We start from the raw sequence: 16161 nt of genomic DNA on the forward strand, positions 1-16161 counted from the left end.
TATGTCCAAGTTGAGAATACTCTACGCTGCCACGGAAATCAACCCGTTTTTGCAGACCACCAAGGTAGCGGAGTTTCTGCGCATGTTACCGCAGGGAATGCAGGAGATGGGGATGGAAATCCGCATTTTCGTGCCCCGTTTCGGTATTATCAACGAGCGTAAGAACCGTTTGCATGAGGTAGTGCGTCTCTCGGGCATCAACATTGCCGTGGGAGAAGAAGAAAAGCCCTTGATCATCAAAGTAGCTTCCATTCCCAATGCGAAGCTGCAAGTATACTTCATCGACAATGAAGATTACTTCCACCGCAAGTCGGTGCTGGTCGATAAAAACGATAAGTTCCACGCCGACAACGACGAACGGGCTATCTTTTTCTGCAAAGGCGTGCTCGAAACGGTGAAAAAGCTGGGCTGGGCCCCGGACATCGTGCACTGCAACGACTGGATGACCGGCCTGATTCCGATGTATTTGAAGACGACCTACAAGAAGGACCCGATCTTCAAGGACGCCAAATCGGTGTTCACGGTGTACAACAACGAGTTTAGCCATAAATTTGAGGGCGACATCATCGAGAAGGCCAAAATGCTGGACATTGATGACGAAATGCTGGCGGCCCTGAAGTCGGCGGACTTCGGCGGCTTCATCAAGGTGGGCATGGAATATGCCGACTCCGTGGTGAAATCCGACGAGGATTTCAGCGACAACCTGAACGCCTTGTTCTCCGAGTACTCGCAAAAGCGGCAGATCGGCCAAGTTGGTACCGGCGACGACGTGCTTTCCTCTTACTACACGCTTTATAATGAATTGGCTAATTAGTAGCGCCTGCCGAATAGCCTCGGTTACTTTTTGCTCCTCTGCCCTGCTCTTGGCCGCCACCGGCTGCGAAGATGCCAACGACCTGGGAGTCGAGGTACCCGGTACCTCCCCTATCAGCACGGAATACCGCGACTACAGCGTTCAGGCTTCTACCATCCTGCAGGACTCGGTGGAAACCCTGAACGCCGAGCGGGCCCTGGCCGGCCGCGTTACCGACAACGTGCTGGGCACCACCACGGCCAAGGCGCTGTTCAACCTGCGCGTTGGCGCTACGGCCGATTTGCCCAGTACGTTCACCGATGCCAAGCTGGACTCGGTGGTGCTGGTCATGAGCTTCGACCAAGTGTACGGCAGCACTGCCAAGCCCATCAGCTTCGACCTCTACAATCTGGCGTCCAGCCTGGATGAGAAGAAAACCTATAATGCCGGGGTCAGTGTGCCGTTGGGCAGTCCGATAGCCAGCAACCTGGTCAGCTCGCTGAACCGGACCAAAACGGAGCAGCGGAAGAACGGGCTGAAGAAAATCATCACCGACCCCATTACCAAGCGCAAGGTTCCGACTGCGGAGGACAGCACGACCAGCATCACGGTGCCCGATCAGACCATTCGGCTGGTGCTGCAGAAAACCAACGTGCGGAACTCGGATTTTGCCAACCAGCTGTTTGCGGCTCTAAAGGATGCTTCCTTTTCGCAGGACAAGCTGAACACCCTCTGGAAGGGTTTGGCATTGGTACCTTCCGACAACTATTCGGGAGCCGTGGTAGGGATGAACCGAGTATTTGAGAACCGGTTGTATTTCTATTTCACCGGGGTCAAAAGTCCCGCCACCGTGGTCACCTCCCAGGCGTACGGCATTCGGCTGGCCAACTCCTACGGGGTAAACGACCCCAACGCGCCCCGCTACTACACCCAGATTTCCACCGACTTCAAAGCACCCTTCGACCAGCTGAATGACCCAACCAAGTCGGTAACGACGCCGGAAGGGCTGGCCTACATGCAGGAAGGCGTCGGGCTGGCTACCAAATTGGTGGTTCCCGACATTGATGCTCTGAAAGGGCAGACGGCCCTGGCCATCAACCGCGCCGAGCTGCTGATTCCGGTTAAGTCGTCGGGCTCGTTGCTGTTTCCCAGTCCGGTGCAGGCCTTCGTCTACGAGCTGAACGCCAAAAACCGGGTGCTGCTGCGCACGGTGAACACCACCCCCGTGGAGCGCATTATTCAGGCTAACCTGGGCAACCCCCTGGGGCAGGGCAATGAGGCCATTGTCAGCCTCTATACAGTGAGTCCGACCAACAAATATTACAGCGTCGTTATTACCACGTACCTGCAGGCTTACCTGGCCAACCAGCTGGGCGAGCAGCCGGCGGCCTTTATGCTCAGCCCGGTATTGCGGCGGGCCTTCAGCCTGTCGTTAAATCGGAGCGTACTCGACGCCCAGAACATCAAGCTACGCGTATACTCTTCTAAGTTGCGCTAGCGCCCAGCTACTGTCACACGAATCACTCCGGCACGGCCTTTGTTAAGGGGCCGGGCCGGAGTGATTTTTCTCTCAACATCTCTTTCTCTGACACACTATGTGCGGAATTGTCGCTTACATCGGGTACCGTGAGGCTTGCCCAATCATCATAAAGGGACTGCGGCGGTTGGAGTACCGCGGCTACGACTCGGCTGGCGTGGCGCTGCTGAATGGCACGCTCAACGTTTATAAAAAGAAGGGCAAAGTTCAGGAGCTCGAAAACTTCATTGCCGAAAAGGACACCCACGCCCACATCGGCATGGGCCATACCCGCTGGGCTACCCACGGCGAGCCAAACGACTCGAATGCGCACCCGCACTACTCTACCTCCGAGCGGATTGCCATTATTCACAACGGCATCATCGAGAACTACGCGGCCCTGAAAACGCACTTGCAGAAGCAAGGCCACGTATTCCATTCCGATACGGACACGGAAGTATTCGTGAACCTGATTGAGGAAATTCAGAAGCAGAACAGCTGCTCGCTGGAAGAAGCCGTGCGCCTGGCCCTGCACGAAGTGGTAGGCGCCTACGCCATTGTGGTGCTGAGCAAGGACGACCCGGGCCAGCTGATTGCGGCCCGCAAAGGCTCCCCGCTGGTAATCGGCATTGGTAAGGACGAGTTCTTCCTGGCCTCCGACGCGACGCCCATCATCGAGTACACCAACGAGGTTGTGTACGTCAACGACTACGAAATTGCGGTTATCCGTGATGGAAAGCTCGACATCCGCACCAAGGAAGACGTGCAGCAGACGCCCTACATCCAGAAGCTGGAGCTCGAGCTGGACAGCATCGAAAAAGGTGGCTACGAGCACTTCATGCTCAAGGAAATCTTCGAGCAGCCCCGTTCTATCCTCGACTCCATGCGGGGTCGTCTGGAGCTGGAAGCCGGCCACCTGAACATGGGCGGCATCCGGGCCTACGAGCGGAAGTTTGTGAATGCCGACCGGATCATCATCGTGGCCTGCGGCACCTCGTGGCACGCCGGCCTGGTAGCCGAATACCTCATTGAGGACCTGGCCCGCATTCCGGTGGAAGTGGAGTACGCGTCGGAGTTCCGCTACCGCAACCCCATTATCACCGAGCGCGACATCGTGCTGGCTATTTCGCAGTCGGGTGAAACGGCTGACACGCTGGCGGCCATTGAGCTGGCCAAGAGCAAGGGCGCTACCATCTTCGGTATCTGCAACGTGGTAGGCTCGAGCATTGCCCGCGCTACCGACGCGGGTGCCTACACCCACGCCGGCCCCGAAATCGGGGTGGCTTCGACCAAGGCCTTCACGGCCCAGGTAACGGTCCTGACGCTGCTGGCCATGATTGTGGGCCACAAGCGCGGCACCCTCACCGACTCGAAGCTGCGCGAGCTGATGGTGGAGCTGAGCAACATTCCGTCGAAAGTAGAGAAGGCGCTGCTGCTGAACACCGAGATTGAGGCCATTGCCGAAATCTTCAAGGATTCGACCAACTTCCTCTACCTGGGCCGGGGCTACAACTTCCCCGTGGCGCTGGAAGGCGCGCTGAAGCTGAAAGAAATCAGCTACATCCACGCCGAAGGCTACCCCGCTGCCGAAATGAAGCACGGCCCCATTGCCCTGATCGACGAGAACATGCCGGTGGTGGTAATTGCTACCAAAGACAGCTCGTACGAGAAAGTGGTGTCGAACATTCAGGAGGTGAAGGCCCGCAAAGGCCGCATCATTGCCGTTGTAACCGAAGGCGACACGGTCATTCCGTCGATGGCCGAGTTTGTGATTGAGGTGCCCGCGACGAGCGAAGTGCTGATGCCGCTGGTATCGGTGATTCCATTGCAGCTGCTCTCCTACCACATTGCCGTACTGCGCGGCTGCAACGTCGACCAGCCCCGTAACCTGGCCAAGTCGGTAACGGTGGAATAATTCGCCTGCAAGCTTATTGAAACGTCCTGTCGGAGCACTCCGGCAGGACGTTTTTTTGTACCCGCTGCGTGGTGAATCTACAGGGGAAACGACTGGTTGCGGAGCGCCAGGCTTTTGAGCAGCGGCGCTACTTTGTAGCGGGCCTCGTGGGTATCCTGGTACAGCGCCTCCAGCACCTCGTACACCCGCCCGGCGCCAATGGCATTAGCCCACGCAAACGGGCCAGTTTCAAAGCCGTGCGCTGACTTTATGGCCTGCTCAATATCCGGCAGGTCGGCGGCGCTTTCCTGCAGGGCGTGGCAGGCCTCGTTGATAGCCATGCAGACAACTCGCGGCGTGAGCAGCCCTACGCGGTCCTGCACCAAGCAGTGCCTGGTGCCCAGCGCCGCCGTCAGCGGGGCCAGCTCCGGGGCGTCTTCGGGCCGGTACAGGCTTACTTCCAGCACCGGCTTATCGAGCAGGGTAGGCAGCGCGCAAAACCCGAATACCGGCCCAAACGGCGGCGCTTCGCCCCGAAAAATCTCGGCCAGGGTGCGGCAGCTAGTGTGGTAAAACAGCGGCTGCCGGGGCTGCTCGTAATGCAGCTCGGGCCAGGCGCGCAGATCGAAGGCCGCATCGGCCGCGCCGAGGCGGGTGAGCAGGTCGGGGGCCGCAGCGGGGCAGAAATCGTAGGTGTGGGCCGGGCCGAACTTGCGCCGAAACTCCGCTGCCAGGTAGTCGCCGTCGACGATAAACAGGTGCATATTTTTCCGCTTACTTTTGGCTTAAAGATAGACCTTCCACCTGCACTCCCTTGTCATGGCCAACACCATCATTTACTCGCCCGACGCCCCCGCTCCCATCGGCCCTTACAGCCAGGCTATTCAGGCCGGCAACACCGTCTACGTGTCGGGCCAGATTGCCCTCGACGCCACCTCGGGCCAGCTAGTCGGCAACGGCGACGTGGCCGCCGAAACCCACCAGGTGATGCGCAACATGCAAGCCGTGCTGGCCGCCGCCGGCTGCACCCTGCGCGACGTGGTGAAGTGCAGCATCTTCGTCAAAGACCTCGGCAACTTCGGCCTGATCAACGAAATCTACGGCAGCTACTTCGAGGCCGACTACGCCCCGGCCCGCGAAACAGTGGAAGTAAGCCGCCTGCCCAAAGACGTGCAGGTAGAAATTTCGTGCGTGGCCGTGAAATAGTGAGGTGGTGATTTAGTGACTTAGTGATTTAGTGAGTATTTCGTGCCGTTTGCGCAACTTGACAAGCCAACTCACTAACTCACTAAGTCGCTAAATCACCTTATGAAAGAACTCGGACTCGGCTTGCTCCTGCTCGGCCTGCTGTCGTTGATTCTGCCCTCGCTGGGCATGAAGTCCATGCTCCTGACCTGGATTGACCAGTGGGGCACCACCGTCGCCTGGCTTATCCGCGGCGGCATCACGCTGCTGGGCCTCGTGCTCTATCTCACCTACCGAAACCGGGACTAGCGGTGAAATAGTGAAATGGTGAAATGGTGAGCTGTGGTTCGGTGGGCGCGGCTCGGCGCAATCGGAACGAAAAACTCCCCATTTCACCATTTCATAACTTCACCGCTTGATATTTGTACCTTCGCGGCGCGTTTCTACTAAGATTCGACGCGAATTTCTGTTTTTATGGAGAGAGAAGTCCGGGTGCGTTTTGCACCCAGCCCTACGGGACCGTTACACATTGGCGGCGTGCGCACGGCGCTGTATAACTATTTGTTTGCGCGCAAGATGGGCGGCAAAATGCTGCTGCGCATCGAAGACACCGACCAGAACCGCTTCGTGCCCGGCGCCGAGCAGTACATTGCCGAGTCGTTGAAGTGGTGCGGTATCGAGCTCGACGAAAGCCCCTGGAGCGAAACGCCCGGCCCGCACGCGCCCTACCGGCAGAGCGAGCGAAAGCCCATGTACATGGAGTATGCCATGCAGCTCATCAACAGCGGCCACGCCTACTACGCTTTCGATACGCCCGAGGAGCTGGACGCCATGCGCGCCCGCCTGACGGCCGCCAAGGTGCCCAACCCGCAGTACAACAGCATCACGCGCACCCAGATGCGCAACTCCCTGACCCTGCCCGAAGACGAGGTGAAGCAGCTGCTCGACAGCGGCGCGCCCTACGTGATTCGCCTCAAGGTGCCGCGCAAGGAGGAAGTCCGCTTCAACGACATGATCCGGGGCTGGGTAGTAGTGCACTCCAGCAGCATCGACGACAAGGTGCTGATGAAGTCGGACGGCATGCCGACCTACCACCTGGCCAACATCGTGGATGACCATCTGATGGAAATCACCCACGTTATCCGGGGCGAAGAGTGGCTGCCCTCGGCGCCGCTGCACGTGCTGCTCTACCGCTACTTTGGCTGGGAAAGCACCATGCCCCAGTTTGCCCACCTGCCCCTGCTGCTCAAGCCCGACGGCACCGGCAAGCTCAGCAAGCGCGACGGCGACCGGCTCGGCTTCCCGGTATTCCCGCTGGAATGGCACGGCACCGACGCCGAAACCGGCCAGCCCACCGTCAGCAGCGGCTACCGCGAAAGTGGCTACCTGCCCGACGCATTCATCAACTTCCTGGCCTTCCTGGGCTGGAACCCCGGCACCCAGCAGGAGATTTTCTCCATGCCCGAGCTGATTGAGGCCTTCAGCATTGAGCGCGTGAGCAAGTCGCCGGCCCGCTTCGACCAGAACAAGGTGCGCTGGTACAACGAGCACTACCTGCGCGCCAAGCCCGACGCCGAGCTAGCCCAGTTCCTGCTCACGGCTCTCAAAGAGCACGACATCGAGTGCTCGGAGGAAAAGGCCGTGCAGATCGTCGGCGCTATGAAGGAGCGCGTCACGTTCCCGCAGGACTTCTGGCGCGAGGCGCAATACTTCTTTATTGCTCCCGAAACGTACGACGAGCAGGTAATCAGCAAGAAGTGGAACGCGGCTACGGCCGCCGCCCTGCTGGCGTTTGCCCAAGAGCTGCCCGCCCACGGCGACACCACGCCCGAAGGCATCAAGACCCTGCTGACGATGGTGCTGGAGCGCCAGGGCGTCAAAATCGGGCAGGTACTGCAGGCCCTGCGCACGGTAGTCACCGGCGTAGCCGCCGGCCCCGACCTGATGGCCATTATGAGCATCATCGGAGCCCAGGAAACGGCGCAGCGCATCACGGTGGCCGTAGAGCGCCTGGCGGCTAATACCAACGCGTAGGGGCGCGTTTCTGAAATTCGTGCATCCGGCAGCGAGGCCGCTTCGTACTATCTGGTACGGAGCGGCCTTCGTATTTGGAAAGGGCGCTGGCGAAAAAGTACCCCACCTATCGACGCTGCGACATCATGGCTAAGAAACCCGTCAGTAAGACCAAGAAAAACGACCCCGAGAAAAAAGCCCGCGTGCATAAAGACCTCGAAGGCTTCGAAATCAAGGTGAACCCGCTGGGCGAAATCACCTCCAACTACTCGATTGAGGAAATCAACAACTTCCTCAACCAGCACGTGCGCGACAAAAAGCTGGTGAACCGCGACGGGCAGTTTGGCGAGAAAGCCGAGGACGACGAGGAGGACTTCCCGCTGGAGGGCGAGGCCCCCGAGCCCGAAGAATCGGATGAGGACTTCATGCGCCGCACCAGCACCGAGGCCAAGAAGAAAGGCGCGAAAAACGAGCCGGAAGCCGATACGGAAAACGAAATCCGGGGTGAGCTGAGCAAGGACTAAACCGCCTGAACAACCCCAAAATGCCTAAAACAAGGCTCTTCTCTCCGGGGAAGGGCCTTTTTATTTTCCGGTGGCGCCTGCTGATTATCGGCAGTTCGCTATACTTGAATCCGTTATCCGACTTAACCCTTTCCCTATGCAGTCCCACGACGTAGACTACCGCATCCTCGGTTCCGACATACAGGTTCTGGAAATCGAGCTGGACCCCAACGAAACCGTCATTGCCGAAGCCGGCGCCATGGTGTACATGGAAGAAGCCATAGCCTTCGAAACCAAGATGGGCGACGGCTCGGAGCCCGACCAGGGCATTCTGGGCAAGCTGTTCTCGGCCGGCACCCGCCTGATTACCGGCGAGTCGCTGTTTATGACCCACTTTACCCACCGCGGGGCCTACGGCAAAAGCCGCGTAGCCTTTTCCGCCCCCTATCCCGGCACCATCATTCCCGTCGACCTGCGCACTATGCCCCAGGGCCTGATCGTGCAGAAAGACGGCTTTTTGGCGGCGGCCCGGGGCACCAAAATCGGGATTCACTTTAACCAGAAGCTCGGCGCGGGCTTTTTCGGCGGGGAAGGCTTCATCCTGGAAAAGCTCACCGGCGACGGCAAGGCCTTCATTCACGCCGGCGGCACCATCATCGAGAAGCAGCTCAACAACGAGCTGCTGCGCGTGGACACGGGCTGCGTGGTAGCCTTTGAGCCCAGCATCAATTTCAGCATTGCCCGCGCCGGCGGCCTAAAATCAATGATTTTTGGCGGCGAGGGGCTGTTGCTGGCGACGCTGCAAGGCACCGGGCGGGTGTGGCTGCAGTCGATGCCGGTGAAGAAGCTGATTCAGGCGCTGGCGCCCACGGGCGGCAATGCGTCGAAGGAAAGTGGTAGCGTTTTAGGTCGATTGGTTGGGGGCGTGTTGGACGAGTAACCGGTTTGCCACAGAGCGTCAGCGCCTCCTTTAGCGGTTCAGCTCGGAACCGCTAAAGGAGGCGCTGGCCGTTTGGGCCGATTCGGTGGGTTCGTCGTGCAGTAAGGTTCCGGCAATAATGGCCAGACTCGCAAGCAGAGCAAACACCAGCAGGCTGAGCAAGCCCAAGGTTGCTTTGGTACTTAGCGAAGATGGCTCCGAGGAACGGCTACGCTTCCGGCGGGAAACGTAGGGGCGGGAAGAGGAGGTCGAAATAGCGGGCACGGGTGTGGTCGTGAACGTTAATAATCCGACAATATATAATTTAATGGATTAAAACGACACCATTTCGGACAAAAATATTCCTGCCGGCTAAAAATTTATTGGAATTAGCATAACTACTTGATAAGCAATACCGAATACTCCTCAAATCATCCGAAGCACCCGACCCGAAGCGCGCGGCTGATTTGTGTTTTAAGAAGCTTATTGTTTTTTACCCTACACTTGCTGACTAGCATTATACGGAGCCTTCAGCTTCTGTCCCCGCTACGGCTACAGCTGCCGCAGGATTTCCTCCAGCAGCTCGCGGGAATTGCTCAGGCGTGGTACTTTGTGCTGACCACCCATCTTGCCCTTGCTGGCGAGCCAGCGCGTGAAGGTGCCCGGGCTGGCCACCGTAAGCAGCGGGGGCTGCAAGGCCAGGTCGCGGTGGCGCTTGGCATCGTAGTCGGAGTTGAGCTGGCGCAGGGTTTGGTCGAGGATGGCGGTGAACTCCGTGGGCTGCCGGGGCGGGCCACTGAACTCAATCAGCCACTGGTGGCCGCCCCGGGAGGTGTCGGAGGCGTCGAAGTAGATGGGGGCGGCCGTGTAGTCGCGCACGGTGGCGCCGGTGGCCTGGCAGGCGGCGGCAATGGCGGCATCGGCGTTTTCGATGACGACTTCTTCGCCGAAAGCATTCAGAAAGTGCTTGGTGCGGCCCGTAATGCGGATGCGGTAGGGCGCCAGGCTGGTAAAGCGCACCGTATCCCCAATCTTGTAGCGCCACAGGCCGGCATTGGTGCTGAGGACCAGCGCGTAGGTCTGGCCCAGCGTTACTTGGTCCAGGGTGAGGGTGGGTGGGTTGTCGTCGTCGAGCTGCTCCAGGGGGATGAACTCGTAGTAAATGCCGTGGTCGAGCAGCAGCAGCAGGTCTTCCGAGTCGGGCTCGTCCTGCAAGGCAATGTAGCCTTCGGAGGCGTTGTAGATTTCCAGGTAGCGCATCTGCCCGCCGGGAATCAGCTGGCGAAACACCTCCCGGTAGGGCCCGAAGGCCACGGCCCCGTGCAGAAACAGCCCCAGGTTGGGCCAGACTTCGGTGATATTGTCGGCCCCGGCCAGCTCCGTCACGCGGCGCAGCAGCATAATCATCCAGGTGGGCACGCCGGCCAGCACCGACACGTTGACGCTGAGCACGTGGCGGGCAATGCGCTCAATCTTTTCCTCCCACTCGTCGAGCAGGGCCAGCTCCAGGGGCGGCGTACGCAGAAACTCGGCCCAGGAAGGCAGGTTCTGCATGATAACCGCCGACACGTCGCCGACCCGGGAATCTTCCTCGGCGGGCCGGAACGGGTTGGGTGCGTGCGTGCCCCCCAACGACAGGGTTTTGCCGGCCAGCACGCGGTTTTCGGGGTAGAGCACGGTGGCCAGGGCCGTCATGTCGCGGCCGGCGCGGTAGTGGCACTCCTGCAGCGACTCGCGGGTGACGGGAATGTACTTGCTGCGGGCGTTAGTCGTGCCGCTCGACTTGGCAAACCACTGCACCGGGCCCGGCCAAAGCACGTCCGGCTCGCCGCGCAGCACCCGCTCGAGGTGCGGATACAGGTCTTCGTAGCTGCTCACGGGCACCCGCTGGGCAAACTCCGCGGCACTCGGCGCCTCGGCAAAGCCGTAGCGCCGCCCCCATTCCGTGGCCCGGGCCCGCAGCAGCAGCTGCCGCAGCACCCGACCCTGAACCTCATGCGGGTTCTGCCGAAAATGGTCGATACTGGCCAGCCGCCGCTGCACGGTCCACGTCAGAATAGAGTCAATCATTCGGGGTTCTTTGCCGGTGGTTCAGGAGCCGTTTTTCAGGGTCGGCGGGGCCTGCAAACGAAGCTCACATTGGGTAGGTGGGAACGTATACGCAAATGCGGCGCACGCAGCCGCCAGCCCCGGCCCGGGGTGGTCAGCCGGGGCCGCGCCAGGGCTACACGTTGCGCTTCAGCTCGAAGTTCTTGCCCAGGTACACACGGCGCACGGTTTCGTCGGCGGCCAGCTCCTCGGCGGTGCCGGCTTTCAGCAGCTTGCCCTCGAAGAGCAGGTAGGCCCTATCAACGATGCTCAGCGTGGAGTTGACGTCGTGGTCGGTGATGAGGATGCCGATGTTCTTGTTTTTGAGCTTGGCCACGATGCCCTGAATTTCTTCGGTGGCAATGGGGTCGACGCCGGCGAAGGGCTCGTCGAGCAGCACGAATTTGGGGCTCACGGCCAGGGCCCGGGCAATTTCGGTGCGCCGCCGCTCGCCGCCGCTGAGCACCCGGCCCAGGTTTTTGCGCACGTGGTTCAAACTGAACTCGTCGAGCAGCTCCTCTACCTTGTCGCGCTGGGCCTGCTTAGGCATGTCCGTCATTTCCAGCACCGAGAGGATGTTTTCCTCCACCGACAGGTCGCGGAACACGGAAGCTTCCTGGGCCAGATACCCCACGCCGCGCCGGGCCCGCTGGTAGATAGGCAGCTTGGTGATTTCCTCGTCGTCGAGGAAAATCCGGCCGCTGTTGGGCTTCACCATGCCCACCGTCATGTAGAAGCAGGTGGTTTTGCCGGCTCCATTCGGCCCCAGCAGGCCCACGATTTCCCCCTGCTCCACCGACAGCGACATGTCGTTGACAACGGTCCGGGACTTATAGGTTTTGACGAGGTGTTCAGCGCGCAGAATCATCAGGGCAAAGGTAGGCGTTAGAAAGCAGAAGCCGGGAAGCCCGAAACGGGCCTCCCGTACCAGCGGGGGCCAGGCTTAGCCCAGGGGCTTGAGTACCTGGTTGCGCAGCTGCAGCTGGGCCGGCGTGGGGGCGGCTACTTCCTCCACGGCATTCTTTACTTCTACCTCGAACTCCCGGGGCGTGGCTGCCCGCTCCTGCGCGGCCGCCGTGCCCGACTGAAACTGCAGGCGCACGGCCTCGGCGGTGCTGGGCTCGACTAGGGGGCGTAGCAGCTGCTCGGCGTTGGCCATCGTGACGGGCGTCCCGTTCACGGCTACTACTACGTCGCCGTCCTGCACGCCGAAAGCATTCTGGTCGGGCTTGGCATTAGCCACCAGGAACTGGTTTTTGCCGGTGTCGTAGCGGAAGCCGACCCGCCCGAACGACTTGACCGTGCCGCGGCCGGTAGCCTGGTAGCGCCACCCGATTTTGTCGAAGTACTCGGCGTAGGGCAAGGGCTGGCTGCCGATAACATACTGGTCGAAAAACTGCTGGATGGCGGGGTTGGTCAGGGCCACGACCTCCGGAATCAGCGCGGCATCCTCAAACGAGCGGGTGGGGCCGTATTTGGCCCGCAAGGCCAGCAGCACGTCGCGCAGGGTTTGTTTGCCCTGGCTCAGCTCCTGAATGCGGATGTCGAGCAGGAAGCCGAGCAGGGCGCCCTTGTCATACACGTTGTCGTACATGTCCTTGTAGGGCGCTTCCAGAATCTTGCGGCTCATTTCGGTGAACGACACCGAGGGGTGCTTGGCCGCCTTGTCGATTTTGCCTTTCATCCGCTCCCGAAACTCGGTGGGCGTGCTCAGGCCGCCCCGCATCTGCACCAGCTGGGCAATGTACTCCGTGACGCCCTCGTAGAGCCACAAATGCTGCGACATCTTGGGGTTGCGGAAGTCGAACTCCCCGATTTCCCGGCTGTGAATGTTCAGCGGGGCCAGCATGTGCAGAAACTCGTGGGAAGCCACTTCCTGCACCATGCTGCGCAGCCGGTCTTCCTGGGGCACTTCGGGCAGGAAATACACCGACGAATACGAGTGCTCCATGGCCCCGTAGCCGCCGTTTTTGCTGGCCAGCGGCGAGTTGAAGCTCGGGAAGTACATCAGGAAGTGGTAGGTCGGCACGGGCATCTGGCCGAAATATTTCGTCAGGGCCTCGGCCATAGGCCGCATAATCTCGCGCACCTGCGCGGCCTTCACCGCCCCCGTTTCCGACACCACCGATACGGCAATACGGGCCCCGCCGGTGCTGAAGCTGGCCGTATCGGGGCGGCTGTAGAGGATGGGCGAGTCGGAAAGCTCCACGTAGCTGGCGGCCGTAAACACGTCCTGGGTGGGCGTGGTGCGCCGAGCCGCCAGGGAGCTGGCCCCGTACAGGTCGGCGGGCTTGGCCACCGTCACCTGGTAGGGCTGCATCTTGTAGCCTTCGAGGTAGCCGTAGAGCCCGTAGTGGTTGAGCACGAAGTTTTTGCCGGCCTCGAAGTTGGTGCCGCCGGGCTGGAAAATGAAGCCGTCGTCCTGCTTCACGTCCCAGGTGTCGTTTACCAAGTACTCGATGCGGGCCAGGCTGGGGCCTTTATCGATGATGAACACGTTGGCGCCCTGCTGTTTCACCTTCAGCTTCTGGCCTTTGGCATCCAGGGCCACAAAGCTCTGCACGAAGCGGCCGTAATCCTTCTTGGAGTAGGAGCCCGGCACGACCGAGGGCATGACGTACGTCGCCTGGGCCTCCTTCACCGGGGGCGTCTTGATAACGACTTTAACCTGGTCGTTGGTAGTGTGCTCCAGGTCGAGGGCAATCTGATAGTCGGCGGGCTGCTGCGCCACGGCGGGCATAGCCGTAGTCAGCCCTAGGCCCAGGGCAAGATAAAACGGTTTCATTGAGGTGGGAAAAGGTAGCGGATAGCGGAAGAACAACGTCTAGCGAAGGTACGCAGTACGCGGGGCCAGCCAAAATTGCCCTCCGAATCCGTAAGTTGAGTTTTTCCTCCTTTGCTCCCGCTATGCCCCACCCGAAAACAATTAGCCGCTATATCCTGAGTCTGGTATTTATCGGGGCCGGCGTGCTGCACTTCATCCGGCCCGAGCCCTACCTGCGCATCATGCCGCCTTATTTGCCCTGGCACCGGGAGCTGGTGTTGCTCAGTGGGGTGGCCGAAGTGGGGCTGGGCGGCCTACTGCTCCCCCGCCCTACCCGCCGCGCGGCTGCCTGGGGCCTTATCCTGCTGCTGCTGGCCGTGTTTCCGGCCAACGTGTACATGGCCCAGACCAACGGCGCCGACCTGGGCGTGGCACCGTGGCTGGCGTGGGCGCGGCTGCCGGTGCAGGCAGTGCTACTCCTGTGGGCGTGGTGGCACACGCGGCCCGACGAGCCCCGCACTGCCTGATTTGGTGGTGGCCCGCCCCTACTCTACCCAGCGAATGTCCTTCACGCGCAGCTGCAGGTTACGCTGCCCGCGGTACTCGTTCATTTCCACCGTGTAGCACACGTTAAACGGGTGGCCGTCGGTGATTTTCTCGTGGTATTCGGCCAGGCCGAAGCCAATGGCATCCACGGTGTGGCGGCCGTCCTGGGTCAGGGTCAGCTTCAGATGGGAGTTACCCACGATGCGGGCCGAGTCCGGGGTGGCATACACGTACTCCGACTCGAACACTGGGTTGGGGTTGCCGGGGCCGAAGGGCTCCATCTGGTGCAGCAGCTTGTAGAAGCTGTCGGTGATGTCGGCCAGCTTTAGCACGCTGTCGATTTCTACCGGCGGAATCAGCTGCTCGGGCAGGATGCGGCCGGCCACGACCTGCTCGAACCGCTCCCGGAACTTGGGCACGTTCTCCACCGGCAGCGTGAGGCCCGCCGCGTACATGTGCCCGCCGTACTGATCCAGGAGGTCGGCGCACTCGCTGATGGCCTGGTGCACGTCGAAGCCGACCACGGAGCGGGCCGAGCCGGTGGCTTTGCCGTTGCTTTGGGTCAGGATGATGGTGGGGCGGTAGTACTTGTCGAGGCAGCGCGAGGCCACGATGCCGATGACGCCCTTGTGCCAGTCTTCCTTATATAGCACCGTGGAGCGGGCGTTGCGCAGCGAGGCGTCGTCCTCAATCATGCTCAGCGCTTCCTTGGTAATGCTGGTATCGAAGCCGCGGCGCTCAATGTTGGTTTTATCGACCACGCCGGTTTTCTCCACCGCCTCTTCCTTGCTTTCGGCCAGCAGCATGGCCACCGAGCGTTTGGCGTCGCCCATGCGGCCCGCCGCATTGATGCGGGGCGCGAAGCCAAACACGAGGCTGCTGATGGTCAGCTCCCCGTCGCGCAGGCCGGCCAGCTCGCGCAGGGCCGCCACGCCGGGCCGCTGCCCCTGCACCCGGTCGTTGAGCAGGCGCAGGCCGTGGTAGGCCAGAATGCGGTTTTCGCCGGTAATCGGCACAATATCGGCGGCAATGCTGATGGCCACCAGATCCAGCAGCTCATACAGCGGGGCCTGGTCCATGCCCAGGTGCTGGCACAGGGCCTGCATTAGCTTGAAGCCCACCCCGCAGCCCGACAGCTCCTTAAACGGGTATTCGCAGTCGGTGCGCTTGGGGTCGAGCACGGCCACGGCCTTGGGCAGCTCGGTGCCGGGCAAGTGGTGGTCGCAGATGATGAAGTCGACGCCCCGCTCGTTGGCGTAGTCAATCCGGTCGATGGCCTTCACGCCGCAGTCGAGAGCAATGATGAGGCTGAAGTTCTGGGCGACGGCGAAATCAATGCCGGCGTCGGAAATGCCGTAGCCTTCCTTATAGCGGTCCGGAATGTAGTAATCGACCCGCTCGGGGCCGAACAGGGTGCGCAGGTAGGAAAACACGACGGCCACCGAGGTGGTGCCGTCCACGTCGTAGTCGCCAAACACCAGCACTTTCTGGCCTTCGTGCAAGGCCACCAGCAGGCGTTCTACGGCGCGGTCCATGTCGCGCATGCGCAACGGATCAGGGAGATGGTCGAGGCTGGGCCGGAAGTATTCGTAGGCTTCGTCGTAAGAACACACCCCACGCTGGCAGAGCAGCGCGATGATGGCCTCGTTTACGCGCAGGGCGTCAGCCAGGTGACTGACCTTGGTAGGTTCAGGCGCAGGCTTGCGGATCCATCTTTTTTCCATGATTCGGCAGCAGGCCCTAACGGGCCTTATCTTCAAAAGTAAGAAGAAAACCGCGGTCCTCCCGATTGTTACCAGTGAGGGCGGGCCTGAAATCGTATTTTTGCCTTCCCTTCGCCCGAGCCCGCCGCCATGAAAAAGCTGATTGCCTTTTACAAGCAGTACAAACAATACATCCTGACCGACGGGCTGATGTACCTGATCTTCCTGCTGGCCCTG

At 60.7% G+C, this 16161-nt stretch carries 15 protein-coding genes; 9 read left to right on the plus strand and 6 right to left on the minus strand.

Annotated elements, in window-relative coordinates; translation table 11 throughout:
- Position 1: 1 nt before the first annotated feature.
- From E5K00_RS22145 to glmS, 3 genes are all read left to right on the plus strand, one after another.
- Entirely contained in the window at positions 2-814 is an 813-nt protein-coding gene (locus E5K00_RS22145; protein WP_135465488.1) for a glycogen/starch synthase, read from the plus strand.
- Entirely contained in the window at positions 798-2291 is a 1494-nt protein-coding gene (locus E5K00_RS22150) for a DUF4270 family protein (RefSeq protein ID WP_135465489.1), read from the plus strand. The genes E5K00_RS22145 and E5K00_RS22150 overlap by 17 nt, the downstream gene beginning before the upstream one ends.
- Positions 2292-2388: 97 nt before the next feature.
- Entirely contained in the window at positions 2389-4224 is a 1836-nt protein-coding gene (gene glmS / locus E5K00_RS22155) for a glutamine--fructose-6-phosphate transaminase (isomerizing) (protein WP_135465490.1), read from the plus strand.
- Between the two features lie 77 nt (positions 4225-4301).
- Here glmS and E5K00_RS22160 read toward each other — a convergent pair whose 3' ends face one another.
- On the minus strand, positions 4302-4967 hold the full coding sequence (locus tag E5K00_RS22160) for a 3-hydroxyacyl-CoA dehydrogenase family protein (RefSeq protein WP_135465491.1): 666 nt from the start codon (positions 4965-4967) through the stop codon (positions 4302-4304).
- A gap of 55 nt (positions 4968-5022) precedes the next feature.
- On the opposite strand from E5K00_RS22160, the gene E5K00_RS22165 reads away from it, so the two are divergent.
- From E5K00_RS22165 to E5K00_RS22185, 5 genes are all read left to right on the plus strand, one after another.
- Entirely contained in the window at positions 5023-5409 is a 387-nt protein-coding gene (locus tag E5K00_RS22165; RefSeq protein WP_135465492.1) for a RidA family protein, read from the plus strand.
- 102 nt (positions 5410-5511) lie between these two features.
- Complete coding sequence (locus E5K00_RS22170; RefSeq protein ID WP_135465493.1) at positions 5512-5697, plus strand: hypothetical protein; 186 nt, start codon at positions 5512-5514, stop codon at positions 5695-5697.
- Between the two features lie 165 nt (positions 5698-5862).
- The gene (gltX, locus tag E5K00_RS22175; protein ID WP_135465494.1) at positions 5863-7422 is read left to right on the plus strand and encodes a glutamate--tRNA ligase; all 1560 of its coding nucleotides are present in this window, start codon (positions 5863-5865) and stop codon (positions 7420-7422) included.
- Between the two features lie 125 nt (positions 7423-7547).
- The gene (locus E5K00_RS22180; RefSeq protein ID WP_135465495.1) at positions 7548-7925 is read left to right on the plus strand and encodes a hypothetical protein; all 378 of its coding nucleotides are present in this window, start codon (positions 7548-7550) and stop codon (positions 7923-7925) included.
- 136 nt (positions 7926-8061) lie between these two features.
- The gene (locus E5K00_RS22185; protein WP_135465496.1) at positions 8062-8844 is read left to right on the plus strand and encodes a TIGR00266 family protein; all 783 of its coding nucleotides are present in this window, start codon (positions 8062-8064) and stop codon (positions 8842-8844) included.
- Between the two features lie 30 nt (positions 8845-8874).
- On the opposite strand, the gene E5K00_RS23235 is transcribed toward E5K00_RS22185, so the two are convergent.
- The 4 genes from E5K00_RS23235 to E5K00_RS22200 all read right to left on the minus strand — a co-directional run bounded on the left by E5K00_RS23235 (position 8875) and on the right by E5K00_RS22200 (position 13696).
- On the minus strand, positions 8875-9006 hold the full coding sequence (locus tag E5K00_RS23235; RefSeq protein WP_262710102.1) for a hypothetical protein: 132 nt from the start codon (positions 9004-9006) through the stop codon (positions 8875-8877).
- A 369-nt stretch (positions 9007-9375) separates the two neighbouring features.
- A complete protein-coding gene (locus tag E5K00_RS22190; protein ID WP_135465497.1) occupies positions 9376-10893 on the minus strand; it encodes a GH3 auxin-responsive promoter family protein in 1518 nt (505 codons plus the stop codon).
- Between the two features lie 154 nt (positions 10894-11047).
- Positions 11048-11779 carry an LPS export ABC transporter ATP-binding protein gene (lptB, locus tag E5K00_RS22195; RefSeq protein WP_135465498.1) on the minus strand — a complete coding sequence of 244 codons (732 nt, stop codon included), beginning with the start codon at positions 11777-11779 and terminating at the stop codon, positions 11048-11050.
- Positions 11780-11854: 75 nt separating this feature from the next.
- Positions 11855-13696, minus strand: coding sequence for a M61 family metallopeptidase (locus E5K00_RS22200; RefSeq protein ID WP_135465499.1), 1842 nt, complete (start codon positions 13694-13696; stop codon positions 11855-11857).
- A 122-nt stretch (positions 13697-13818) separates the two neighbouring features.
- Between E5K00_RS22200 and E5K00_RS22205 the strand changes: the two genes are divergently transcribed.
- Entirely contained in the window at positions 13819-14202 is a 384-nt protein-coding gene (locus tag E5K00_RS22205; protein WP_135465500.1) for a DoxX family protein, read from the plus strand.
- Between the two features lie 18 nt (positions 14203-14220).
- Here the strand turns inward: E5K00_RS22205 and recJ are convergent, their stop codons facing one another.
- Positions 14221-15945: a single-stranded-DNA-specific exonuclease RecJ gene (gene recJ / locus E5K00_RS22210; protein WP_210114354.1), complete on the minus strand. Its 1725-nt coding sequence runs from the start codon at positions 15943-15945 to the stop codon at positions 14221-14223.
- Positions 15946-16161: the final 216 nt, after the last annotated feature.

It is taken from the genome of Hymenobacter aquaticus (assembly GCF_004765605.1).
Lineage (GTDB): Bacteria > Bacteroidota > Bacteroidia > Cytophagales > Hymenobacteraceae > Hymenobacter > Hymenobacter aquaticus.

What these genes read in the sequence shown, in the direction of transcription:
- E5K00_RS22180 (WP_135465495.1), top strand. Translation starts at nt 7,548, where the DNA reads ATGGCTAAGAAACCCGTCAGTAAGACCAAGAAAAACGACCCCGAGAAA.
- E5K00_RS22200 (WP_135465499.1), bottom strand. Translation starts at nt 13,696, where the DNA reads ATGAAACCGTTTTATCTTGCCCTGGGCCTAGGGCTGACTACGGCTATG.
- E5K00_RS22165 (WP_135465492.1), top strand. Translation starts at nt 5,023, where the DNA reads ATGGCCAACACCATCATTTACTCGCCCGACGCCCCCGCTCCCATCGGC.
- E5K00_RS22170 (WP_135465493.1), top strand. Translation starts at nt 5,512, where the DNA reads ATGAAAGAACTCGGACTCGGCTTGCTCCTGCTCGGCCTGCTGTCGTTG.
- lptB (WP_135465498.1), bottom strand. Translation starts at nt 11,779, where the DNA reads ATGATTCTGCGCGCTGAACACCTCGTCAAAACCTATAAGTCCCGGACC.
- gltX (WP_135465494.1), top strand. Translation starts at nt 5,863, where the DNA reads ATGGAGAGAGAAGTCCGGGTGCGTTTTGCACCCAGCCCTACGGGACCG.
- recJ (WP_210114354.1), bottom strand. Translation starts at nt 15,945, where the DNA reads ATGGAAAAAAGATGGATCCGCAAGCCTGCGCCTGAACCTACCAAGGTC.
- E5K00_RS22160 (WP_135465491.1), bottom strand. Translation starts at nt 4,967, where the DNA reads ATGCACCTGTTTATCGTCGACGGCGACTACCTGGCAGCGGAGTTTCGG.
- E5K00_RS22145 (WP_135465488.1), top strand. Translation starts at nt 2, where the DNA reads ATGTCCAAGTTGAGAATACTCTACGCTGCCACGGAAATCAACCCGTTT.
- glmS (WP_135465490.1), top strand. Translation starts at nt 2,389, where the DNA reads ATGTGCGGAATTGTCGCTTACATCGGGTACCGTGAGGCTTGCCCAATC.
- E5K00_RS22205 (WP_135465500.1), top strand. Translation starts at nt 13,819, where the DNA reads ATGCCCCACCCGAAAACAATTAGCCGCTATATCCTGAGTCTGGTATTT.
- E5K00_RS22185 (WP_135465496.1), top strand. Translation starts at nt 8,062, where the DNA reads ATGCAGTCCCACGACGTAGACTACCGCATCCTCGGTTCCGACATACAG.
- E5K00_RS22150 (WP_135465489.1), top strand. Translation starts at nt 798, where the DNA reads ATGAATTGGCTAATTAGTAGCGCCTGCCGAATAGCCTCGGTTACTTTT.
- E5K00_RS22190 (WP_135465497.1), bottom strand. Translation starts at nt 10,893, where the DNA reads ATGATTGACTCTATTCTGACGTGGACCGTGCAGCGGCGGCTGGCCAGT.